Genomic DNA, 22,297 nt, shown 5'->3' on the forward strand with positions numbered 1-22,297 from the left:
GACCTCCGGTTCTAATATGCCTAGAGTCACTGCGGTGATGGCTGCTCATTCTGCGAAGCCGGACGCGCTGCGTTTCCCAAAACCATCTGTAGTGCCAAGGCAAGTTCTGCTGCTTTCGCTCCGGCGAGACGACGCAGTTTTTTTTCGGCCCAGCATTCAGGGCGATCGGGGCACACGTAAGCACCGCGCCCTGGCTTGCGGCCGGTGGGATCGAGTACGGGGCCTCCCTCGGTCATCACAATCCGCAACAATTCGCGTTTGGGCCTGCGTTCTCGGCAGGCAATGCACTGGCGGATGGGGATGTGTTTGGCCCTGGACATTACCACTCCGTGCTGGACTGTAGAGGGTTATTCGTCGTCCTTGAACAGGCTTTCAAAGCGGCTCTTGGCATCGCTGGAGACCCTGGACGACTCATCCCTTTCGGCAGCTTTCAAGATGGCTGCGTCAAGGTCGGTAATTTCTTCGGCTTCCTCGAAATTGATCTCGTAGCCGGTCAGCTTGGAAGCCAGGCGCACGTTTTGTCCAGCCTTGCCGATGGCCAGGGAGTGCTGATCTTTGGCAACCACCACGCTGGCGCGGTTCTGCCCGTTCTCGCTGTTTTCTATGGTGATTTCACCAACGGTAGCGGGAGAGAGCGCATTGCGGATGAACTCTTTGGGGTTGGGGCTCCACTGAATGATATCGATCCGCTCGCGCCCCAGCTCGGCAGAAACCGCCTGAATGCGCTGGCCCTTATGCCCGATGCAGGCACCAATGGGATCCACGTTGGGGTTGTGGCTTACCACAGCCACTTTGGAGCGGCTGCCGGGTTCACGGGCGACCGCTTTGACCTCCACAATGCCTTCGGCGATCTCGGGTACTTCCTGGCGTAACAGGTAGCGCAGCAGCTCTTCGTGGGCACGAGACACCACCAGGCTGGGCCCTTTGTTCGAGCGCTGCACCTGCTTTAGATAAACTTTGATGCGCTGGCCGGGATGATAACGCTCGGTAGGGATTTGTTCCTTTTGTGGCATCAGGGCTTCACCGCGTCCGAGCTCCACGTAGACGTTGCCACGGTTATCTACACGGGCTACGCTGCCGGTGACCACCTCGCCTTCTTTGTCTTTGTACTCGTTGTGCACGCGGGTGCGCTCGGCCTCTTTGAGGCGCTGGGTGAGCACCTGCTTGGCAATCTGTACGGCGATGCGGCTGAACTCCTCGGGATCTACCGGGAACTCCATCTCCTCGTTGAGCTCGACCTCGGGGTCATACTTTTTGGCAGTCTCGAGGTCGATCTCTTTATCGGGGTCTTTGACCTCCTCGACCACCCGCCGTATCTCCAGCACCTCGAGGTGGCCCTCCTGGGGGTCTAGGTGCACCTCGATGATGGGCCCTTTGCCCTCTTCTTCCACATCCTTAGGGCGGAAGCCTTTTTGCCTGAGGTAGGCCAGCCTCAAGGCCTCCTCAAAGTTGGAGATCAGTTCTTCTGCGGTGACCCCACGCTCGTGGGCTACCTGGGATAGAGCGTCTACAAAATCTTTGTTCACAGATGTTCCTCCTCTTGCCTAATGCTCCGATAGCCCACTCTACCTGGGCTTATCCGGCCACTCTGCGAGGGTGGCCTTAAAGGTGCCGATTTGCAGGCTGCGCGTCTCGTCTTTTTCCAGTAGAAACTCGACCATCTCACCCCTGACCGCCCCGATTCGCCCGGTAAAGTTGCCTTGTGGGCTGCGTACCCGTACTTTCAGCCCGGCAAAGCGCTCAAAATGCCGGGCTGTGAAGAGCGGGCGGTCGGCACCTGGCGACTCCACCTGGAGCAGGTAACGCGCTGGCAGCAGGGCCTCGAGGGTGTCTAGGTGAGCACTGAGCGCGCGGTTGGCCCGCTCGAGGTCGGCAAGCGAGATGGGCACTTCGTCTTTCCGCTCGATGCGCACCAAGAGCACTGGGTTTTTACCGCTCTTGAGGCCCGCCTCGAGCACCTCGTAACCCAGCGGGGCCAGCACACTTTCGGCCACCTGGCTCCATTGGGGGGTGCCGCCTGCCTGCAAGGGATGTTCTGGCTCCACTCCTTCACCTCCTCCCCCAAGCAAGAAGGGTGGGTTGATAACCCACCCCCTCGGAATCTCGGGAGAACTTCAACAGTATACTTTAGCACCCATTGCTAAGAAGGCAATGTGAGGCAAACCGCCATACCAGCGTAAGCGGTGCTCCAAGGGCGATCCCCTGCTTGTGCACAGGAATGGCCTCAAAAGCATTACCCCCCTCGATGAGGGGGGTGGTTGGTGCCGGGAACAGGACTTGAACCTGCACACCCTTGCGGGCGCATGACCCTGAATCATGTGCGTCTACCAATTCCGCCATCCCGGCGCACAGCAAGGAGAATATTAGCTAGTTAGATGGATTTCGTCAAGGGGGTGTAATCGGGGCCTCCTCCCTGCCGCGAGCGGGTGGTGGCGAAGCTCGGGAAACTGCTTCAGGAGCTGGGGGAGAGAAAGTGGTGAGTGTTCAGGGTGGGGGCGGTTGTCGCTGGGCTCCATCAAAGATTAGACTCTGCCTTGTGGGGCCGACACTTTTTCGCAGCCGACGCGAGCGAAAGCTAGGTGAGCACATTGCGGTGCGCCTCGAGGGGGTCACCAAGCGCTTTGGCGACCAGAAGGCGGTAGAAGATGTGAACCTCGAGGTTCGCGACGGTGAGTTTTTCAGCTTGCTGGGACCCTCGGGCTGTGGTAAGACCACGCTGCTGCGTATGATTGCGGGGTTTGAAACCCCCGACGAAGGCCGGGTTATCATCGGGGGCAGGGACATGACCCAGGTACCGCCTTACCTGCGCCCGGTCAACACGGTTTTCCAAAACTACGCCCTCTTCCCACACATGACCGTGGAGCAGAATATCGCTTTTGGGCTCAGGATGAAAAAAATGCCCCGTGATGAGATCGCCCGGCGGGTGCAGTGGGCGCTCGAGCTTATCAACCTGCCGGGCTATGAGAAGCGCCGCCCGGATCAGATGTCGGGGGGGCAGCGGCAACGGATCGCCCTGGCCCGGGCCCTGGTGAATGAGCCGGAGGTGTTGCTGCTCGATGAGCCGCTCTCAGCCCTCGATCTGAAGCTGCGCCAGGAGCTACGGGTCGACCTGATGAACCTGCAGGAGCGTCTGGGCATCACCTTCATTTTCGTGACCCACGATCAGGAAGAAGCCCTGGTGATGTCGGATCGCATCGCGGTTATGAATAAAGGCCGCATCGAGCAGCTGGGCCCCACCGAGGAGATTTACGAGCTGCCGCAAACCGCTTTTGTAGCCAGGTTTATCGGCGACTCCAACTTGATTCCGGCCCAGGCCATTGAGCCGCGCAAGGTTAAGACAGCGCTGGGTGAGTTTGTGCTCGACGACGAGGATGCCCTGACCCCTGGTCAGGAGGTGCTGCTCTCGATTCGCCCCGAAAAAATTCGCCTTTTTCGCGAAAAGCCGAACCTGCCCAACGTATTCCGGGCCAGGGTGGACGACATCATTTACACCGGCTCGGAGAACCAGTATGTGTTGGTGGCGGGTGGCCAGCGGTTGATGTGTGAGACCCTCAACCACGACATTCAGGAGCCCGGCCATGAGGAGTTTGCCTACGACGAGGAGGTCTGGGTGGCCCTTACCCCGGAAAAACTGGTAGTTATTCAGGGCGGGAGCGAAGGGAGCAACCCCTATGCGTGAAGCCGCCACCCCTTGGGAACGCCTGCGACAGGTGCTGGTAACGGTGGGGCCGGGGGGCTTGTGGTTGGTGCTGTTTGTTTTGATTCCAACCCTGGTTATGCTGGTGGCCTCGCTGATGAGCCGGGGAAGCCTGGGCCAGCTGGTGCCGCCCCTGGGCCTTCACAACTACGTGCGTTTCTTTTCCGACCCACTTTTCATCGAGATCATCGGGCGTAGCCTCTGGATTGGCTTTTGGTCAACAGTCTTGATCATGCTGCTGGGCTACCCACTGGCTTTTTACATCGCCCAGAGCCGCTACAAAGAGGTGCTCCTGCTGCTGGTGGTCATACCGTTCTTCACCAACTTCCTGATCCGGGTTTACGCCTGGATTGTGGTCTTCCAGAAAGAGGGCCTTTTGAACGGACTCATCACGGCTTTTGGCCTGCCACCTCTCGAGCTGCTGCCCTCTACCTTTGCGGTGTACGTGGCTACGGTGTACACCTACCTGCCTTTTTTCGTGCTGCCGCTCTATGCGGCTGTTGAGCGCATTGATTGGAGCCAGCTCGAGGCGGCCTACGACCTGGGGGCCAGGCCCATCCGGGCTTTTTGGGAGGCCATCTTTCCCCAGACGGTGCCGGGCTTGTTTGCCGGTTTCCTGCTGGTGTTCATTCCGGCGGTGGGCACCTTTGTCATTGCCGATCTGCTGGGTGGGGGCAAGGTGATCCTGGTGGGCAACCTGATTCAGCTTCAGTTTGGCTCCGCCCAGAACTGGGCTTTTGGCAGCGCAGTCAGCATGGTGCTGATGGCTATGGTGCTGCTGGGCTTGTGGCTTTACGCGCGAACCCAGGGCGAGAAAGGGCTGGACAGGCTGGTATGAAACGCTGGCTGGCTGTGCACGCTTGGTTGGTTTTTGCCTTTTTGTACCTGCCCATAGCGGTGATCGTGGCGCTCTCCTTCAACCAAAGCCGTTTTGGGGTGCGTTTTACCGGCTTTACCTTTGACTGGTATATCCGTTTGTTCAACAACGAAAGAATCCTCGAGTACCTCACCAACACCCTGATTGTGGCGGTGGTCTCCACCGCAGTCTCAACCATTCTGGGAACCCTGCTGGCGGTGGGGTTGGTGCGCTACCGGTTCCGCTGGCAAAACGCCCTGCGCTACTTGCTGTACGTGCCGGTGGTGGTGCCGGATGTGGTGATGGGGATCTCGCTGCTTTTGCTGTTTGATGTGGTGCGCGACGCTATTGGCTGGCCCCGGCTGTCCTTGTTTACCATCATCCTGGCCCACATCAGCTTCCAGATCGCCTATGTGACCCTGGTGGTGCGGGCGCGGCTGATGCTGCTCGACCCTACCCTGGAAGAGGCCGCCAAAGACCTGGGCGCGACCCCCTGGCTCACCTTCCGCGAGGTTACGCTGCCCCTGATCATGCCGGGGGTGATCTCCGGGGCTTTGCTGGCCTTTAGCCTGTCTCTCGACGACTTTGTGGTGACCTTCTTCACCGCGGGCCCGGGTTCCACCACGCTGCCGCTGTACATTTACTCTTCGGTTAAGCTGGGAATAAGCCCGGAAATACATGCGCTCTCTACTCTGATGGTAGGGATTACAATTCTGGTGTTGTTGCTTGGGGCACTCTTCTGGAAGAGGCGTGTCTGATATAGAGGGAGGTTGAGAGTGAACAGAGTGTGGGTAGTGGCTTTGTTGGGGCTGTTGGTCGCCGGCTGTGGGCAGAAGAAGCAAGAGCTGCGCCTGTTGAACTGGTCGGATTACATGCCCAAGGAGGTGCTTGAAGAGTTCGAAAGGCGCGAGGGCATCAAGGTGGTGGAGGACACCTACGACTCCCCCGAGGCCATGCTCTCCAAGCTGCAAGCCGGGGGCGATGCCGAGTACGACGTGCTGATTACCGCCGACTACACGGTGGGGTCGCTGGCTCGAGCCGGTAGCCTGCAGGAACTCGACAAGAGCAAAATTCCCAATCTGCAGAACCTCGATCCCCAGTTCGCCAGCCCGGCCTTCGATCCGGGGGGCAGGTACAGTGTGGTCTACCAGTGGGGCACCACCGGGCTGGCCTACCGCGAAGACCTGGTAAAGGGGCCAGTAGAAAGCTGGGCGGTGATCTTTGATCCGGCCAAACAGGTGGGGCCTTTCCTGCTGCTGGACGAGATGCGCGAGATGATGGGGGCGGCCCTCAAATACCAGGGGGAGTCGGTTAACACCACCGACCCAGAGAAGCTCGCCAAGGTGCAGGAGCTTCTGCTCGGGGCCAAGCGGCGCTCGCAGGGCTTTGCCGGTGGAACCAGCATCCGCGACCGCCTGATTGCCGGCGATATCGCTGTGGGGCCTGCCTACTCGGGTGATATCCTGGCGGCCCAGGCCGAGAACCCCCAGCTCAAATATGTGATTCCCGTTGAAGGGGCCACCCTCTGGACGGACAACCTGGTGGTGCTTAAGAAGAGCCCCAACCATGAGCTGGCCTATAAGTTCATCAACTTCCTGCTGGAGCCCCAGATTGCCGCGCAGATCTCCAACTCGATTGGCTATGCCACACCGGTGGCAGCGGCCATGGATCAAATTGCAGAAAAGGACAACCCCATCATTTACCCCAGCCCGGAGATAAGGGAACGCCTCGAGCTGCTCGCCGACCTTGGGGAGCAGGCCGATGCCTTCAACAAAGTCTGGGCGGAGGTGAAATCCCGTTAGCGCTGGGTTGCCTTGAGCTTGGCTTAACGTAAGGGTCGCTAAGGACGCAAACTTACTTTTGCTGGGCGGTGCGGGGCTATACTCGAGGTGTGAGATACCTCTTTGGGCTTCTAGCAGTTCTCAGCCTGGCGCTGGCCCAGCCGGGGCCCCAGCTTTACCAGCAGAACTGTGCGTTTTGCCACGGCGACAACGGGCAGGGGCGTCTGGGCGCATTCCCGCCCCTGGCAGCCCACGCCAGCGAGCTGGCGAAAACCCCCGAGGGCCGGGCCCACCTGATTAATGTGATGCTATTCGGTATGCAAGGCCCGGTGCGGGTTAAAGGCACTACCTACAACGGTGTGATGCCAGCTTTTGCACAGCTATCCGATGAACAGATTGCCAGCCTACTCAACTACATTCTGAACGCCTGGGGCAACGATAAGCTACTGCCGCGCGATCACCGCCCTATCACGGCAGCAGAGGTGCGCAGCGCCCGTAATGTGACCAACCGCCCAACCCCTCAACAAATAGGTGATCTGCGCTCGCGGATCAATGTGCCGTAAAAGGGCTCGAGGCCTGGGCTGAGGAGGTGCCGAATGCCACGATTGCTAGCTGTGTTGATGCTGATGCTGGTTCCGGTTTTTGCGCAAAATGGCGCTGCTTTGTACCAGCAGTGCCAGGGCTGCCACCAGCCCAACGGCGCGGGCATCCCCGGGGTGTTTCCCCCGCTGGCCGGGCATGTTCCGGAGATTTTAGCGGCCAAAGGGGGTCGAACCTGGCTTATTCAGCTCTTGCTCTGGGGTATGAGCGGTGAGATTAGCGTAAAAGGGCGCAACTACAACGGGGTTATGCCAGGGTATCGACAGCTAAGTGACGCCGAGCTAGCAGCCCTGCTCAACCATATATCCACCCAGTGGGGCAACAGACTGCCGCCGGGCCAGAAGCCGTTCACCGCCGACGAAGTGAAGGCCCAGCGGGCCAAAACCCTGACCTCGGCCCAGGTTAACCAAGCCCGCAAGGCCCTGGGCTTACGATGACCTGATGGGGCTGTCTCGCACTCATTCCTTGGCAGGTATCTGGGTTTGACAGCCCTGGTATGGCCTTGCGTAGGCTGTAGGGGTGAGTGCAGCAGCAATCCACAAGCTCTCAACCTCCGACTGGGCGGTTTTGGCCGCTTTACTGGAGCAGCCGGCACACGGGTTCCGCATTGCGGCGCTGTTTGCTCCCAACGGGGAACTGGGGGACATCTGGCGTATCCAGCGCACGCAGGTTTACAGGGCTTTGGCGCACCTCGAGGCCCGCGGGCTGATTGAAGCCATCCGACAGGAGGAGGGTGAGGCCGGCCCACCCCGAACGCTCTACAGGGCCACGCCTACCGGCCAGGAAGCGGCCTTTGGGTGGCTGCACACCCCTGTAACGCGCCTGCGCCATGGCCGCTCAGATCTGCGGCTAAAGATCGCTTTTTTACTGCGCTTGAAGCACGACCTCGAGCCGCTGTTGAAGGCCCAGGAAGGGGTTTTTGAAGCCATCCTCGAGGATTTGCAGCAGCGCTTCCAAACGGCAAAACGCATTCAACTGGTCGCCATCCTGTGGCGCATGGAGATGGCCAAGGCCAGCCTGGGGTTTATCCAGCAACTCCTAGCACGAAGGGAGGACTTGTCTAAATAGGTTGGGGCCCATATAGTTACACTGTAACTAATAAGGAGGCCCAGATGATTCGTTGGCTGTGCTTGGGGTTGTGGTTGCTGGGGCTTGGCCTGGCACAAAACACGGTACGGGTGGTGGCGGCCGCCGACCTACAGTATGCCTTGAGCGAGATCGCGCAGCGCTTTGAACTCAGGAACCCGGGTATGCGGGTCGAGCTTACCTTTGGTTCCTCGGGCAAGCTCTACACCCAATTGATGCAGGGGCTGCCGGCCGATATGTTTTTCTCGGCGGATGAAGCCTACCCGATGCAACTACAGCAGGCCGGGCGTGTCGAGCCGGGCACTTTGCGCCTGTACGCGGTGGGCCGTCTGGTTATCTGGGCCTCCAATGGTCTGGTTCAACAAGGGCTGGATCCTCGGCAGCTTGGGCCGCGTATACTGCTCGACCCGCGGATTACCCAGCTGGCTATAGCAAACCCCATGCACGCCCCTTATGGCCGCGCTGGGGTGACGTTTCTGGAGCACTTTGGTTTTTTGCGCCCGACCCGTTCGGTAAGGTGGGAAGAGATGACTGGAGGCATTGCGGCCTACTTTGACCTGAGCTTTTTGCGGCGGGGCAAGACCGGTTTTGAGTTTGTTTACGGTGAGAACATCTCCCAGACCGCCCAGTTGGCCCTGACCAGCACCAATATTGGTTTGCTGGCCCTTTCCCTTGCCAAGAGCGAGGTTATGCAGAAGGCCGGGGTGTACTGGCTGGCCCCCTTGAGCAGCCATCTACGCCTTAACCAGACTTACGTAATTCTGCGCGGCCAGAACCGCCCGGAGGTGCGGCGCTTTTATGAGTACATAGACACCGCTGAGGCCCATGAGGTATTGCGTAAATACGGGTTTTTGCTGCCGGGAGAGAAACCCGCCCCATGAGCGACCCTGTGTTCTGGCAGACCCTGCGCCTGACCCTCGAGGTCGGACTGGTCAGCACCTTGATTCTGCTTTTGCTAGGGCTGCCGCTGGGCTGGGTGCTGGCCCACAAGCGCTTCTGGGGCAAGCGGGTGCTGGAATCGGTGGTGCTGCTGCCCCTCACCCTACCGCCCACGGTGCTGGGGTTTTACCTGCTCTTGCTCCTGGGGCAGAACGGCCCTCTGGCGCAGTTTTTGGGTGTGACCTGGGCTTTTCGCTTCGAGGGGCTGGTGGTGGGGTCGGTGCTGTTTAGCCTGCCGTTTGCCCTGAACGGCTACCGCGAGGCCTTTCGCAGCCTGGATCTGGATCTGATTCAGACCGCGCGAACGCTGGGTGCGGGCTCTCGGCGGGTCTGGCTCGAGGTCATCCTGCCCATCACCTGGCCGGGGATTCTGTCGGGCTCCATTCTGGCCTTTGCCCACATTCTGGGCGAGTTTGGGGTGGTGCTGATGGTGGGGGGTAGCCTGCCCGGCAAAACCCAGATGGTCAGCATCTACATCTACGATCAGGTGCAGGCCTTGCAGTTTGGGCGGGCGGCCGAGGCCTCGGGGGTCTTGCTTGTGGTGAGCTTTGCCCTGGTCTACCTGGTGCGCACCCTGGAGGATGCGTGGAGATTGCGTATGCCCTCGAGCACCCGGTAAAGCTCGAGCTCAGCCTGCAGGTGCGGGGTTTTACGGTACTGCTGGGCGAGAGCGGGGTGGGAAAAACCAGCCTGCTCAAGGCCATCGCCGGCCTGATTCCGGCCAGGGGCCAGCCCTTTGCTGGGCTGCGGGCCGAGGCGCGGCCGGTGGGCTACCTGCCCCAGCACTTTGCCCTCTTCCCCCACCTGCGGGCCTGGCAGAACGTGGCCTTTCCGCTGGCCCACCTGCCCCTCCAGGCCCGTAGGCAAAAGGCCCTGGCCTACCTCGAGCTGATGGGGATGGCCGAACTGGCTGAACGCTACCCCCGCCAGATGTCCGGGGGGCAGCAGCAGCGGGTGGCCCTGGCCCGGGCCCTGGCCCGGGAACCCCAGATTTTACTGCTGGACGAGCCCACCAGCGCCCTGGATGTGGCTACCCGGGAGGAGGTTTTTGCGGGGGTGCTGGAGCGCCTTCGATCGCTGCAGATACCCACCCTGGCGGCCACGCACGACCAGTGGCTGGCCCAGCGGGCCGACTGGGTGGCCGTGTTGACCAAAGCGGGGCTGGCCCAACAGGGAAGCTCCGAGGAGGTATTTACCCGCCCCGCGAGCCTCGAGGTGGCCCGGCTGGTGGGCTTTCGCAACCTTCTGGAGGCCACGGTTCTGGCCGTGGATGGGGTGTGGGTGCAGGTGCAAACCCCCCTGGGCATCCTCAAAGCCCCCTACCGAAACGGCATTTCGGTTGGGCAGCGGGTGATGCTGGGCGTTCGCCCGGAGGAGGTTTTTACCCAGGAGGGCCCCGAGAACCGCATCCGGGGCCAGGTGCGGAACCTGCGCGTGCAGGGCCTGCGGCTACGGGGGGAGTTGGGGGTGGGCTCTGTCGGCCTGGCCTTCTTTCTACCGCGCTACAAACAGGCCCAGCTCGAGCTTGCCGAAGGCCAGTGGCTCGAGGTTGCCCTCGAGCCCCGCTTTTTGCACCTGATACCGGGGTCTGGCACAATCTAAGACTGTTTTTGCTCGGGTTTGCTTTCTTCGGGTTTTTTCTCGTCCTCGTTCAACCCTTTGCGGAACTCCCGGGCCGACTGGCCCAGACCTCGAGCCAGCTCGGGCAGCTTGCGAGCGCCAAACAACAAAACCACAATCAGCAGGATGATGATGAGTTCGGTGGGGCCTAAAGGCATGGTCTTCCTCCTTGGTTCCAGTATACGCCGAGCGTTATAAACCCAACTGTAAAGCCATAAGGTAACAGGAATGTGAAAACCGCTCATACCTCGCTGTAGCGGTCGCGGTGGATGAGCAGGGCCAGCCCCAGCCCCAGATACACCATAATCAGGCTGCTGCCGCCTTTGGAAACCAGGGGCAGGGTCAGGCCGGTTACCGGGGCCAGGCCCAGCGTGACGGCAATGTTGACCACGACCTGAAAGGCCAGCATCGAGAGCACCCCCACGATGATGAGGCGATCCTCGAGGCGCACGCATTCCAGCGCCATGCGGCCTAGCCGGAAAAAGAGCAAAGCGTACAGCACCATGAGGGTGGAGGCGCCCACAAAGCCCCACTCTTCGGCCAGCACCGCATAGATGAAGTCGGTCTGGCGCTCGGGCACGAACCCCAACTGGGTCTGGGTGCCGGCCCCGAAGCCCTTGCCCATCAGGCCGCCCGAGCCGATGGCGATGGTGGACTGGATCTGCTGGAAACCCTTGCCCTTGGGGTCTTTGGACAGGTCGAACAGAATTTCCACCCGATCCCGCTGGTACTGGCTCAGGTTGGGCCAGACCACCGTGGGCACCAGCACCAGCACCGCCAGGAGCCCTACCACGATATGAATGGTGGGCATGCCCCGCACAAACAGCATCCCCAGCAGCCCCGCGATAAGCACCAGGGTGCCCCCCAGGTCGGGCTGGATAAGCACCAGGCCCAGGACAGGGGCTGCCAGCAAAACCGGCAGCGCATAATCCAGCCAGCGCTCCAGCGGACGGGCCGCCAGCACTTTGGCCAGCACCAGGATGAGGCCGATTTTAGCCAGCTCGAGCGGTTGAAAGCTCAAGGGGCCCAGGTTGAACCAGGCCTTGGCCCCGTTAATCTCGCGCCCAACCAGCAAAACCAGCACCAACAAAACCAGCGAGACCGCATACAGTGGAAAGGCCCAGGAAAGCACCTGACGGCGGGAGAACAACTGCACCAGCAGGCCCACCGACAAAGCGATGGGGAAGGCCAGCATCTGCTGTAGCCAGACCCCCTGGCTGGGCGCTGCGCTGTAGAGGGTGACCAGGCCGATCAGATTAATCAGCAACACCAGGCCAACCAGCACCCAGTCGTAGGCAAAAACCGGCACCCTGCGCAGCGTCACCCCAACAGTCTATAAAGCCAGGGTGAGATTTGTCAGTCTCATGTAATCGGTCAATACATTTGAGACTCCAGGGGAACCGACACCTCCTGTAGCTTAGCCAGGTACTCCACCGGCGCCAACCCCCCCAGGGCCATGTGCGGCCGGTGCAGGTTGTAGTGCTCCAGATAACCCTCCAGCTCCCCTTGAATAGCCTCTATCCCCAGCGGTAAAGCCCGCGTGTAAAACTCATCCCGAAACGTCCGCTGCAGCCGCTCTACCATCCCGTTCAGCTTCGGACTCCTCGGCGGCAAAACAAAAAGCTCTATCCCCAATACCCGACAACCCTCCTCAAACTCCGCCATGAACTCGCTGCCCCCATCCACCTGGATCGCACGGATGACACAAGGACATCGCCGCACCAGCTGCTGCAGAAAATCCAGCGCCGTCTTAGCACTCGCCCGGCTGTACACCCCCGCCGTCCCCCAGCGGCTTACCGTGTCCACCGCCGTAAACTGCCGCAGACCCGTCCCGTCCCCCAGATCCACCCACAGCGTATCCACCTGTACCAGATCCCCAGGCCGCAGCGCCGTGTACTCCGCGGGCTTCCTCCGGGCATAGGGCCGCTGGCTCTTCCTGCGCAAACGGGCCTTACGGTTTCTGGCCAGGAAAGCGCTCACCGGCTCCACCCGGCCGCTTCGCTCCAGGTAGCTCAGGATGCGTCCTACCGTGCGTTCGCTTAGGGTGTAGCCCTCTCTGTGCAGTCTCTGCCCGATGCGCCAGCGGCCCCAGGTGGGGTTTTGTTTGCGCAGCCGCTCTATGCGTATGAGGACATCGGGTTTCCAGTGTACCTTCCGGCGCAGCTTCCTGGGTTTGCGGCTTTTGGGTTTGAGGCCGGCAAGGTCTTGTTCTTCGAGTCTTTTTTTCCAGCGGTGGTAGGTGGCCTTGCTGATGCCTACCAGCTTTTGGACTTCGTCCCAGGGAACTTTCTTTTTTCTGAGGGTCTCTACCAGTTTGAGCTTCCGCAGGCGCTCGGCCACGACGGGGTCGCCGGCGCCTGCTTGTTCGAGCTGGCTGGCTTGGTTGGCGGCTTTGAGCAGGGGTTTTCCAACTGTAGTAAGCTGCATCTGGGGGAACCTCCTTTCCAGAGTCGGTTCCCCCTATTCTCTTTCGCTCAGAGTCTCACATGTATCCGGCCGAGCACATCTCAGATGTCCACAAGCCGTGCTAAACTTCGTAACGGAGGATATTGAACCATGGACGAGATCATCACTGTGGGTGCGGCTGTGGTTATCGTGCTGCTGCTCTTGATGTTCATATTTTTGGTCAAAGACAAGGGGCTACCCAACAAAGACCACTAGGTCGAGGGTGCTTTGCAAGGCCACCCCGGTGGGGGTGGTTTATGTTTGTAGCGGGCTGGCGCCATACCGCCGGCCGGTCGCCGGAGGTGGTTTGGGCCCGGATCGCAGCGGCCAATACCTTACGGATTTACGTTAGCAGGTCAAAATGGCGTAATATATCGGCAGGAGGCAGTTATGCGTGAGGTATGGGTGGTTTCGGCGGTGCGCACCCCGATTGGGCGGTTTGGCGGCGCGCTCAAGGACTTTTCACCGGTAGACCTGGGGGCGCATGTGATGAAGGCGGCGCTCGAGCAGGCCGGGTTGAGCGGGGCCGAGCTCGACCTATTTGTCTTCGGGCAGGTGTTGCGGGCCGGACACGGCCAGCTACCGCCCCGGCAGGCGGCTTTTAAGGCGGGGATTCCCAACAGCGTGGACGGCTACGCGGTGGACATGGTGTGCGCTTCGGGGATGCAGGCCGTGGCCAACGCTGCGCTGGCCATTAAAAATGGCGATGCCGAGCTGGTGCTGGCCGGTGGGATGGAGTCCATGACCCAGACCGGTTTTTACCTTTCTCACCGGGCCCGCTGGGGCTACAAGTACCTGGCCGGTGCGCCCGAGCAACTGCAGGACATTTTGCAGCGCGACGGGCTCTCCGACCCCTTTACGGGCGAGGCCATGGGCGACCAGACCGAGCGCCTGGCGGCGGAGTTTGGGGTGACCCGGGCCGAGCTGGACGAGGTGGCCCTGGAGTCGCACCGGCGGGCCGCCAGGGCCCAGGAGGCCTGCTACTTTAGCCGGGAGATGGTGCCCCTCGAGGTCAAGACCCGCAAGGGGGTGGAAAAAGTCGAAAAAGACGAGGGGGTGCGGCCCGAGACCACCCTCGAGTCGCTGGCGGCCCTGCGCCCGGCCTTCAAAAAAGACGGGGTGCTGACCGCGGGCAACTCCTCGCAAATTTCCGACGGGGCCTCGGCGCTGCTTTTGGCCAGCCCCGAAGCTGTGCAGAAGTACGGCCTAAAGCCTATTGCCCGCATCCTGGGCAGCAGTTGGGCGGCGGGCGAGCCCTGGCGCTTCCCCGAAGCCCCGGTTCCGGCGGTCAAAAAACTGCTGGAGAAGCTTCATATGGGTATTGCCGACTTCCACCTGTTCGAAAACAACGAGGCCTTTGCCCTCAACAACCTGCTCTTCAGTCGCCTGCTGGGGGTGCCCATGGATCGCCTGAACGTGCACGGCGGGGCCATCGCCCTGGGCCACCCCATCGGGGCCTCGGGGGCGCGCATCCTGACCACCCTGGTTCACGCCCTGCACACCCACCGCCAGGAGCGCGGCCTGGCGGCCATCTGCCACGGCACCGGCGGTTCCACGGCCATGGCGGTGGAGGCCGTCGGGTAGGTCTGGGTTCGCAGCTCGACGGCTGTGGGATACCGCTGGGTTCAGGGCCAAGGATCGAGCCGGCCCAGAAGCGAGGGTAAAAGCCGTTCAGGCCCAGGCCGGGAGCAGATCTTCTAAGCTTACCTCTTCGATGCTCCAGCTAGCTTCGGTCACCCTATACTCGGCCTGGGCCTCGATGAACTCGGCGGCCTGGCGCAGCACGGTCTCGACCCAGACGCTGTCGTAGCCGATCAGGCTGAAGCCCACCACCTCCCAGCCGTGCTCGTCCTGCCCGGCCAGCCGGGCCGCCGAGACCGGAAAGCGCGCCCGCAGCCGCTCGATGGTGGGCTTGACCAGGGCCCGCTTTTCCTTGAGGCTTCTCACCCAGGGCATCTCCAGGCGGGCGGTGTAGAGGCCCAGGTAGGCTTTCATACCCCAGATTCTGCCACACCTCGCTAAGTCTGTGCCGGGGCCTCGAGCCGCAGGCGCTCTGCGCCGCTGTACACGTTGAAGCTGCCCCGCAAAAAACCGATCAGGGTGAGGTTAAAGGCCCGGGCCAGCTCCACCGCCAGGCTGCTGGGGGCGGAGATGGCACAGAGCACCGGGGCCCCTGCGGCCAGGGTTTTCTGCGCCAGTTCGTAGCTGGCCCGCCCGCTGACCAGCACGATCTGCTCGGAAAGGGGCAGGCGGTTTTCCAGCAGGGCCCAGCCCAGCAGCTTGTCTAGGGCGTTGTGGCGGCCCACGTCCTCGCGCAGGGCCAGGAGGCGGCCCTCTCGGTCGAACAAAGCGGCGGCGTGCAGCCCCCCGGTCTGGGCGAAAAGGGTTTGCTGGGCGTAAAGCCGGTGGGGAAGTTGGGCGATGACCCGGCTCGAGACCTTCCAGCTTGTGTCCAATGGCGCATAGCGGCGCCGCAGGTTTTCCAGGCCGGCCTTGCCGCACACCCCGCAGGCCGAGGTGGTGAAGAAGTGCCGCTCCAGCGGGGCCAGCTCGGGCAGGATGGCGGTGTTTAGCTCGACGTTCACGATGTTGTACTGCTGGGGCTCGTCGGGGTCGGTGCAGTAGGCGATGCGCCGGATCTCTTCCCGGCGGCTTACCAGACCCTCGGCGAGCAGGAACCCCGCGGCCAGCTCGAAGTCGTGTCCGGGGGTGCGCATGGTGACGGCCAGGGTTTTGCGCTCTGTTGGGCTGCCCGAGGCCAGCAGCCGAATTTCCAGCGGCTCCTCGGTGGCGAGCTGGTCAAGCCTGGCCGCGGCCTGGCCCTGCTCAATCCGCAGCAGCCGGGTCCGGGTGCGGGCTTTGGGGCGGTGGTTGGGTGTGGATGTAGACATACGCCTCTTTGTAGGCCGGTATCTTGGCCTGGCTCGAGCGCAGCTTAGGGTCGATCAGGGCGTTGCCCTCGGGCCAGTGCACCTGGAGGCTGCCGGGCCGCACCTCGGCGGCAAAGACCCGGCCCGCCAGGGTGCCGAAAGGGTTGTGCAGCCAGACCGGCTGGCCGGGCTTTAGGCCCAGCTTTTCTATGTCCTTTGGGTTCATCAAAACGGCGTCGCGGGGGGCGCCGTTGATGGGGTCGGTGGCCTCCTGCACCATGCTGTTGAACTGCTTGCCGCGCCGGGTGACCAGCCGGAAAGCGCCCTCGGGCACAGGTCTTTGCGGCAGCGCGACCGGCAGAAAACGGGCCCGCCCGCTGGGGGTGGGGCAGACCCCGCCGGGGCAGAGGTGGGGCCCCCCGTACTGGAAGGCCTCGCCTTTGGCCTTGAGGTGCTGGATGCCCTCGTAGAAGGGAACCACCCGGGCGATCTCGGCCCGCACCGCGGCGGTGTCGGCAAAGCGCACCTTTTCGGCCAGCTCGGGCGGGCCTATGCGGGCGATCACATCCTGGAAGACCTGGCCTTCCCAGCGGGCCTCGGGGATGCGGGGGCCGGGGATCTCGGGGCTGAAGACCACCCGGCGCTCGGTGGTGGTCTCGGTGCAGCCGCCCGGGATCTCGTAGCGGGTGGTGGCGGGAAGCAGGATCACCTCTTCGGCGGGCTCGACCAGCATCTGCGAGGAGAGCACGATGTCCTGGTGCACCCGCAGCGGCACCCGGGCCAGCTGGGCCTCGGCCTGGCTTGGGCTGGGCAGGGTCTCGAGGAAGTTGCCCCCTATGCTCCACAGCACCTCGAGGCCCCCCTCCAGCATCTCCGTTACGGTCAGGCCCGGCCGGCTGGGCACGGCAAAGCCCCACTGCTTTTCCAGCTCCCTAGCCGTCTGGGGGTTGATGGGAAGCCCCCCGGGGAACACCGTGGCGTAGGCCCCCATCTCGGCCCCGCCCTGCACGCCCGAATGCCCGCGGATGGGCATCAGGCCGCAGCCCTCGCGCCCCAGGTAGCCCCGCGCCAGGCCCAGGTTGATGATGCTCTGCACACTCTCCTCGCCCCAGGGGTGCTGGGTGATGCCCATGCTCCAGACCAGCACGGCCCTGTCGGCCTTGGAAAGCAGCAGGGCGAACTCGAGCATCTCGGCTTTGGAGAGGCCGCTCAGGCGCTCGAGGGTCTCCCAGGGGGTTTGTTGGATCTGCTCGGCCAGCGCCTCAAAGCCCTCGGTGTGCTCGGCGATAAAGGCCTGGTTGAGCCAGCCCTGCTCGATGAGGTGCTTGAGGGTTCCGGTGATAAAGGCGTTGTCGCCCCCCGGCTGAACCTGGAAGAAGCGGTCGGTGATCTTGGTGCCAAAGAGGGCGCTCTCGGGGTCGGAGGGCACCCAGTAGTGCCGCATGGCCGGCTCCAGGTAGGGGTTGACGCAGACCACCTGGGTGCCGGCTTTTTTGGCGTAGTAGAGGTACTTCATCATCACCGGCTGGTTGACCGCCGGGTTGGAACCGAAAAACACCACCAGGTCGGTGCCGATCAGGTCTCGGTAGCTGCAGGTGGTGGCGGCCACCCCCAGCGCGGCTTTGAGGGCTACGGTGCTGGGGCTGTGGCAGATGCGGGCGGCGTTGTCGATGTTGTTGCTGCCCAGGGCCCGCACCGCTTTTTGCACCATGTAGTAGGTCTCGTTGGGAATGCCCCGGCTGGTCAGGTAAAAGCCCATCTTTTCGGGAGGGGTTTTGCTGAGCCTCCAGGCGATGCGGTCGAGGGCCTCGTCCCAGCTGATGCGGGTGAACCCCGGTTCCCCCCGGCGGCGGCGCATGGGGTAGGGCAGGCGGCCCAGCGCCCGCAGCTCGGCGGAGCTTTTGGACTTAAGCTTTTCAACATCCCGCAAAACTTCCGCGTTCAGGGGCTCCATGGTGTTGAGCCGCAAGAGCCGCAGCCGGACGTTGCAAAGGTGGATGCCCTCAATCGTCCAGTCCCTAAGGCCATAGGTGCCCAGGGCGCAGCCGTCGCAGACCCCATCGCGCAGGATGCGCCAGGCGTACTCGAGGTTGTCGGCGTTCTCGAAGAAGGCCCGGAAGACCTCGAGGAAGTTGTTGGGCTTCTGCAGCCCCAGCCCAAAGGGCCGCAGGCTCACCCAGGTCTCGGGGCTCCACCCTTTTTTCACAGGCTTGAGTGCCACTTCCTGCCTCCGCTGAACACCCCTATTCTAAGGCCAGACCGGGGGAAGGGGGTGTGAGCGCGGGGTTGTCCTCAAACTTGAGCCAGTTGCCCTGCCAGTCGAAATACTTCAGCGCCCCCAGCCGCTTTTTGTAGTCGTACTCGGAGGGTTCCAGGTAGGCGTAGCCGGGGTAGTAGTAGGCCTTGCCCCAGGCCCGCGAGAGCAGGATCGAGTGAAGGATCATCAGAATGCCCAGGCTGCGCCTGGAGAGATCGGGGTCGAAGCACTGGTAGACGCTCGAGGTGGCCTGCGCTCCTTCGTCCAGATAGCTGATGCCCACCAGGCGGCCCTGGTGGTGCAGGGTCAGGCTGTGGCAGCGGCAGGGGATATGGGCCGGGTGCCGCGAGATGAAGGTGTAGATGCTTTTGGGAATGCTGTGGGAAAAGCGGGTTTTGTGCCGGGCAAAAAGCGCCTCCACCTGGGCGTTCACGAAGGCCGGCTGTAGCTTTACCTGGATGTCCTGGTTCTTCCTGAGCACCCGCTGCTGGCTCCGGCTCAAGGCAAACTGGGCCAGGTGCACCCGCAGGGGCAGCACGGTTTGGCTTCCAGCCTGACTGTACCTAAAAAAGTACGCGCCAAAGTGGCGCCAGCCCTCGGCCCAGAGCCGATCCATGTCCGCTGGTTCTACCCGAGCGGCCAGAAAATACTCATTCAGATAGGGCCTCATCGCTGGATGAGCCTACCATTCAGGTACCTGAGCGATGGCCTTACACCGACCTGAGGTGGGCATGAAACAGCGGGTCGAAGATCTGGGGCTTTTCCATGTGGGGCGAGTGGCCGCTGTCCGGGATCACCTCTTCGCGGAAAGAGCCGCCGTTGGCAGCGTACTGCTCGAGCACATAACGGGTCTGCCCCACCATCGGCTGCGGCGGGTGCACCTCGTCGCCCGGCCAGCCGGGCACCACCCCCAGCTTGCCCAGGGTGCCCATATCAAAGAGGCTCATATCCCCCACGATCTGGTCGTCGGAACCGCGCACCCAGAGGATGGGGGGCTTAATAGGTGCCGAAAGCATTTTCTCCACGCTATCCCCCACGTACTTGGGCGAGATGGCGTTGGCCGGCCCCCACTTTCCAGGGGCCACCCCCGGCCAGTGCGGCGAAGGCACGGCGTCGCCGGGATACTTGTCGGGCCCAATTTTCTCCGAGAGCACGCCCGAGAGCAGGGCCTCCTCGCGGGGGTGGCGGAAGGGCGGCTTCCAGTAGAAGCTGTTCATAACGTTGCGGGGGGCGGCCTGGAACTCACTGCCCCGGTAGCCTTCGGCAATGAGCCGGGCAAACTCGGGATTCACGAGGCCGGCCCCCGAGCCGGCAAAATCGGGGGCGCAGGGGGTGCCCCGGATATCCTTGGTGCCGCCAAAGCCAAAAGGGGAGCCCGGTGCGATGACGGTAGCGGTGTAGATGCGCTCGGGGGCCGCTGCCAGCAGGGCCCAGACCACGCTGCCGCCCAGCGAGTGCCCAGCCACGTGAAAGCGGGCATAGCCCATCGAGTCCATTAAGCCCAAGAGGTCGTCTACCCAGTCCATGCAGCCGCGGGTGGCATCAATCAGCTTATCCTCGGTGTCGCCGTAGCCGCGCAGGTCGGGTGCGATGGCGCAAAAGCCTTCCGGCAGGGCCAGCATGGTTTCTTCCCAAAAAGTGCTGCTGCTGGCGTTGCCGTGAATCAGGAGCACCGGTACACCGTCGGAAGGGCCCCGCAGCAGCACGTGCATCTTGAGACGAGGGGTCTCGATCATGGTGGAAACCAGGCCTGACAAGTTTGGGATGGAACCCATAGCACGCTCCTTCTTTAGATACGCTGCTATGTTACCCAGTAGTTGTTACAAACCTGTTACCGGAACAATCGAGTCCAGCCAGGCTGGGTATTCTTTGGCGTATGTGGGATCTGGTGATTGTGGGGGCTGGGCCAGTGGGGCTGGCCGCTGCCATTGAGGCCAAGCGGGCTGGCTTGCGGGCGGTGGTGCTGGAGAAGGGCACCATCGTGCATACCCTGTACCGCTGGCCTAAGGAGACGGTTTTCTTCAGCGAGGCCAGGAACATCGAGATCGGGGGGCACCCTTTCCCTTCACTCTCGGCCAAGCCCACCCGCCGCGAGGCCTTGCAGTACTACCGCCGGGTGGCCGAGAACGAAGGCCTGGAGATCCGCACCTACACCGAGGTGACCGGGATCCACCCCGAGGTGGGGCATTTCAGGGTTGTCTACCGGAACCGCGATGGGGAGGGGGAGTTCAAGAGCCGCTTTGTGCTGGTGGCGACGGGCTACTACGACAACCCCAACCGCCTGGGGGTGCCGGGGGAGGATCTACCCCACGTGCGCTACGGCCTGGACGAGACCCTGCCCTACTGGAACCAGCGGGTGGTGGTGGTAGGGGGATCCAACAGCGCGGTGGAGGCGGCCCTCGAGCTCTACCGCGGGGGGGCCAGGGTTACGGTGGTTCACCACGGGCCGGAGATTCGGCCCAGTGTCAAGTACTGGCTCAAACCCGACTTCGAGAACCGGGTGAAGGAGGGTTCTATTGAGCTTTTGCTGAATGCCAGGGTGCGGGAGATTACCCCGCGCGAGGTGGTGGTGGAGACCGAGCAGGGCTTCCAGAGCATCCCCTGTGATTTTGTGCTCATCCACATCGGTTACAGAGCCGTAGATGGGCTATTGCGCCGGGCCGGGGTGGCCTACCAAGGTGATGCACCGGTGCTCAGCGAGGCCTACGAGACCAGCCTCGAGGGCCTCTTTGTGGCCGGGAGTGCGGGGTACGGGGCCGATACCCGCACGGTGTTTATCGAGAACGGTCGGGAGCATGCCAGAAAAGCTGTGCAGGAAATGGTCGCGCGCATGCAGAGAGCGAGCGGCGTAATTGTGTGAGCCTGTGCTCGGCCGGATACATGTGAGACTCTGAGCGAAAGAGAATAGGGGGAACCGACTCTGGAAAGGAGGTTCCCCCAGATGCAGCTTACTACAGTTGGAAAACCCCTGCTCAAAGCCGCCAACCAAGCCAGCCAGCTCGAACAAGCAGGCGCCGGCGACCCCGTCGTGGCCGAGCGCCTGCGGAAGCTCAAACTGGTAGAGACCCTCAGAAAAAAGAAAGTTCCCTGGGACGAAGTCCAAAAGCTGGTAGGCATCAGCAAGGCCACCTACCACCGCTGGAAAAAAAGACTCGAAGAACAAGACCTTGCCGGCCTCAAACCCAAAAGCCGCAAACCCAGGAAGCTGCGCCGGAAGGTACACTGGAAACCCGATGTCCTCATACGCATAGAGCGGCTGCGCAAACAAAACCCCACCTGGGGCCGCTGGCGCATCGGGCAGAGACTGCACAGAGAGGGCTACACCCTAAGCGAACGCACGGTAGGACGCATCCTGAGCTACCTGGAGCGAAGCGGCCGGGTGGAGCCGGTGAGCGCTTTCCTGGCCAGAAACCGTAAGGCCCGTTTGCGCAGGAAGAGCCAGCGGCCCTATGCCCGGAGGAAGCCCGCGGAGTACACGGCGCTGCGGCCTGGGGATCTGGTACAGGTGGATACGCTGTGGGTGGATCTGGGGGACGGGACGGGTCTGCGGCAGTTTACGGCGGTGGACACGGTAAGCCGCTGGGGGACGGCGGGGGTGTACAGCCGGGCGAGTGCTAAGACGGCGCTGGATTTTCTGCAGCAGCTGGTGCGGCGATGTCCTTGTGTCATCCGTGCGATCCAGGTGGATGGGGGCAGCGAGTTCATGGCGGAGTTTGAGGAGGGTTGTCGGGTATTGGGGATAGAGCTTTTTGTTTTGCCGCCGAGGAGTCCGAAGCTGAACGGGATGGTAGAGCGGCTGCAGCGGACGTTTCGGGATGAGTTTTACACGCGGGCTTTACCGCTGGGGATAGAGGCTATTCAAGGGGAGCTGGAGGGTTATCTGGAGCACTACAACCTGCACCGGCCGCACATGGCCCTGGGGGGGTTGGCGCCGGTGGAGTACCTGGCTAAGCTACAGGAGGTGTCGGTTCCCCTGGAGTCTCAAATGTATTGACCGATTACAGAGCCTTGACACGGTATACCAAACACCCGTAAACTCTTTCACAAGATGCTTCTGCCGAGCAGCCTAATCCTAACCGTAGTAGGCCTAGTAATTACCGGGCCTGGGGGGGATTTGGTCTAGCGAAGAGCTTAGAAGCGCATCCT

General features: G+C 62.2%; 22 protein-coding genes, 1 tRNA gene and 2 pseudogenes. 13 read left to right on the forward strand and 12 right to left on the reverse strand.

The window, feature by feature from the left end; all coding sequences use genetic code 11:
* Nucleotides 1-26: 26 nt before the first annotated feature.
* The 4 genes from MTAI_RS05260 to MTAI_RS05275 form a co-directional block, all read right to left on the reverse strand.
* Nucleotides 27-320, reverse strand: coding sequence for a YlxR family protein (locus tag MTAI_RS05260; RefSeq protein ID WP_081698367.1), 294 nt, complete (start codon nucleotides 318-320; stop codon nucleotides 27-29).
* A 27-nt stretch (nucleotides 321-347) separates the two neighbouring features.
* Entirely contained in the window at nucleotides 348-1,526 is a 1,179-nt protein-coding gene (gene nusA, locus MTAI_RS05265) for a transcription termination factor NusA (RefSeq protein ID WP_027887345.1), read from the reverse strand.
* 39 nt (nucleotides 1,527-1,565) lie between these two features.
* Entirely contained in the window at nucleotides 1,566-2,045 is a 480-nt protein-coding gene (gene rimP / locus MTAI_RS05270; protein WP_119361636.1) for a ribosome maturation factor RimP, read from the reverse strand.
* A gap of 214 nt (nucleotides 2,046-2,259) precedes the next feature.
* Nucleotides 2,260-2,346 (reverse strand) — tRNA-Leu (locus tag MTAI_RS05275).
* 190 nt (nucleotides 2,347-2,536) lie between these two features.
* On the opposite strand from MTAI_RS05275, the gene MTAI_RS05280 reads away from it, so the two are divergent.
* The 10 genes from MTAI_RS05280 (at nucleotide 2,537) to MTAI_RS05325 (ending at nucleotide 10,561) form a co-directional block, all read left to right on the forward strand.
* Nucleotides 2,537-3,679 carry an ABC transporter ATP-binding protein gene (locus MTAI_RS05280; RefSeq protein WP_027887347.1) on the forward strand — a complete coding sequence of 381 codons (1,143 nt, stop codon included), beginning with the start codon at nucleotides 2,537-2,539 and terminating at the stop codon, nucleotides 3,677-3,679.
* Nucleotides 3,672-4,535, forward strand: coding sequence for an ABC transporter permease (locus tag MTAI_RS05285; RefSeq protein WP_027887348.1), 864 nt, complete (start codon nucleotides 3,672-3,674; stop codon nucleotides 4,533-4,535). Before MTAI_RS05280 ends, MTAI_RS05285 begins: the two co-directional genes overlap by 8 nt.
* A complete protein-coding gene (locus MTAI_RS05290) occupies nucleotides 4,532-5,311 on the forward strand; it encodes an ABC transporter permease (RefSeq protein WP_027887349.1) in 780 nt (259 codons plus the stop codon). Before MTAI_RS05285 ends, MTAI_RS05290 begins: the two co-directional genes overlap by 4 nt.
* A gap of 18 nt (nucleotides 5,312-5,329) precedes the next feature.
* Complete coding sequence (locus MTAI_RS05295; protein WP_027887350.1) at nucleotides 5,330-6,355, forward strand: polyamine ABC transporter substrate-binding protein; 1,026 nt, start codon at nucleotides 5,330-5,332, stop codon at nucleotides 6,353-6,355.
* An 89-nt stretch (nucleotides 6,356-6,444) separates the two neighbouring features.
* A complete protein-coding gene (locus MTAI_RS05300; RefSeq protein WP_027887351.1) occupies nucleotides 6,445-6,897 on the forward strand; it encodes a c-type cytochrome in 453 nt (150 codons plus the stop codon).
* A 33-nt stretch (nucleotides 6,898-6,930) separates the two neighbouring features.
* A complete protein-coding gene (locus tag MTAI_RS05305; RefSeq protein ID WP_027887352.1) occupies nucleotides 6,931-7,371 on the forward strand; it encodes a c-type cytochrome in 441 nt (146 codons plus the stop codon).
* Between the two features lie 82 nt (nucleotides 7,372-7,453).
* Nucleotides 7,454-8,002 (forward strand): PadR family transcriptional regulator, encoded by a 549-nt coding sequence (locus tag MTAI_RS05310; protein WP_027887353.1) that lies wholly within the window; start codon nucleotides 7,454-7,456, stop codon nucleotides 8,000-8,002.
* A 44-nt stretch (nucleotides 8,003-8,046) separates the two neighbouring features.
* Nucleotides 8,047-8,901, forward strand: coding sequence for a molybdate ABC transporter substrate-binding protein (modA, locus tag MTAI_RS05315; protein WP_027887354.1), 855 nt, complete (start codon nucleotides 8,047-8,049; stop codon nucleotides 8,899-8,901).
* Nucleotides 8,898-9,578, forward strand: a complete 681-nt coding sequence (gene modB / locus MTAI_RS05320; RefSeq protein WP_027887355.1) for a molybdate ABC transporter permease subunit — start codon at nucleotides 8,898-8,900, stop codon at nucleotides 9,576-9,578. Before modA ends, modB begins: the two co-directional genes overlap by 4 nt.
* Nucleotides 9,545-10,561 (forward strand): ABC transporter ATP-binding protein, encoded by a 1,017-nt coding sequence (locus MTAI_RS05325; protein WP_027887356.1) that lies wholly within the window; start codon nucleotides 9,545-9,547, stop codon nucleotides 10,559-10,561. Before modB ends, MTAI_RS05325 begins: the two co-directional genes overlap by 34 nt.
* Here the strand turns inward: MTAI_RS05325 and MTAI_RS05330 are convergent.
* The 3 genes and pseudogenes from MTAI_RS05330 to MTAI_RS05340 form a co-directional block, all read right to left on the reverse strand.
* On the reverse strand, nucleotides 10,558-10,737 hold the full coding sequence (locus MTAI_RS05330) for a twin-arginine translocase TatA/TatE family subunit (RefSeq protein ID WP_027887357.1): 180 nt from the start codon (nucleotides 10,735-10,737) through the stop codon (nucleotides 10,558-10,560). The genes MTAI_RS05325 and MTAI_RS05330 overlap by 4 nt on opposite strands.
* A gap of 83 nt (nucleotides 10,738-10,820) precedes the next feature.
* Nucleotides 10,821-11,903, reverse strand: coding sequence for a rod shape-determining protein RodA (gene rodA, locus MTAI_RS05335; RefSeq protein ID WP_027887358.1), 1,083 nt, complete (start codon nucleotides 11,901-11,903; stop codon nucleotides 10,821-10,823).
* Between the two features lie 9 nt (nucleotides 11,904-11,912).
* Nucleotides 11,913-13,006 (reverse strand): annotated as a pseudogene (locus MTAI_RS05340) (integrase core domain-containing protein).
* A 408-nt stretch (nucleotides 13,007-13,414) separates the two neighbouring features.
* Between MTAI_RS05340 and MTAI_RS05345 the strand changes: the two are divergent.
* Nucleotides 13,415-14,608: a thiolase family protein gene (locus MTAI_RS05345; protein WP_027888949.1), complete on the forward strand. Its 1,194-nt coding sequence runs from the start codon at nucleotides 13,415-13,417 to the stop codon at nucleotides 14,606-14,608.
* Between the two features lie 87 nt (nucleotides 14,609-14,695).
* On the opposite strand, the gene MTAI_RS05350 is transcribed toward MTAI_RS05345, so the two are convergent.
* Genes MTAI_RS05350 through MTAI_RS05370 form a run of 5 tightly spaced genes read right to left on the reverse strand, consistent with a single transcriptional unit; the run spans nucleotide 14,696 to nucleotide 19,926 of the window.
* Nucleotides 14,696-15,019 (reverse strand): DUF503 domain-containing protein, encoded by a 324-nt coding sequence (locus MTAI_RS05350; protein WP_027888948.1) that lies wholly within the window; start codon nucleotides 15,017-15,019, stop codon nucleotides 14,696-14,698.
* A 23-nt stretch (nucleotides 15,020-15,042) separates the two neighbouring features.
* On the reverse strand, nucleotides 15,043-15,915 hold the full coding sequence (gene fdhD / locus MTAI_RS05355; protein WP_027888947.1) for a formate dehydrogenase accessory sulfurtransferase FdhD: 873 nt from the start codon (nucleotides 15,913-15,915) through the stop codon (nucleotides 15,043-15,045).
* Complete coding sequence (locus MTAI_RS05360; RefSeq protein ID WP_223299633.1) at nucleotides 15,851-18,100, reverse strand: FdhF/YdeP family oxidoreductase; 2,250 nt, start codon at nucleotides 18,098-18,100, stop codon at nucleotides 15,851-15,853. The genes fdhD and MTAI_RS05360 overlap by 65 nt, the downstream gene beginning before the upstream one ends.
* Nucleotides 18,101-18,137: 37 nt before the next feature.
* Nucleotides 18,138-18,821, reverse strand: coding sequence for a GNAT family N-acetyltransferase (locus MTAI_RS05365; protein ID WP_187388608.1), 684 nt, complete (start codon nucleotides 18,819-18,821; stop codon nucleotides 18,138-18,140).
* Nucleotides 18,822-18,861: 40 nt separating this feature from the next.
* A complete protein-coding gene (locus MTAI_RS05370) occupies nucleotides 18,862-19,926 on the reverse strand; it encodes an alpha/beta hydrolase (protein WP_027888965.1) in 1,065 nt (354 codons plus the stop codon).
* Nucleotides 19,927-20,027: 101 nt separating this feature from the next.
* On the opposite strand from MTAI_RS05370, the gene MTAI_RS05375 reads away from it, so the two are divergent.
* On the forward strand, nucleotides 20,028-21,011 hold the full coding sequence (locus MTAI_RS05375; RefSeq protein WP_027888966.1) for a YpdA family putative bacillithiol disulfide reductase: 984 nt from the start codon (nucleotides 20,028-20,030) through the stop codon (nucleotides 21,009-21,011).
* 81 nt (nucleotides 21,012-21,092) lie between these two features.
* Nucleotides 21,093-22,186: pseudogene (locus MTAI_RS05380) on the forward strand (integrase core domain-containing protein).
* The last annotated feature ends 111 nt before the right edge of the window (nucleotides 22,187-22,297 follow it).

This window comes from Meiothermus taiwanensis WR-220 (genome assembly GCF_003568585.1).
Taxonomy (GTDB): domain Bacteria; phylum Deinococcota; class Deinococci; order Deinococcales; family Thermaceae; genus Meiothermus; species Meiothermus taiwanensis.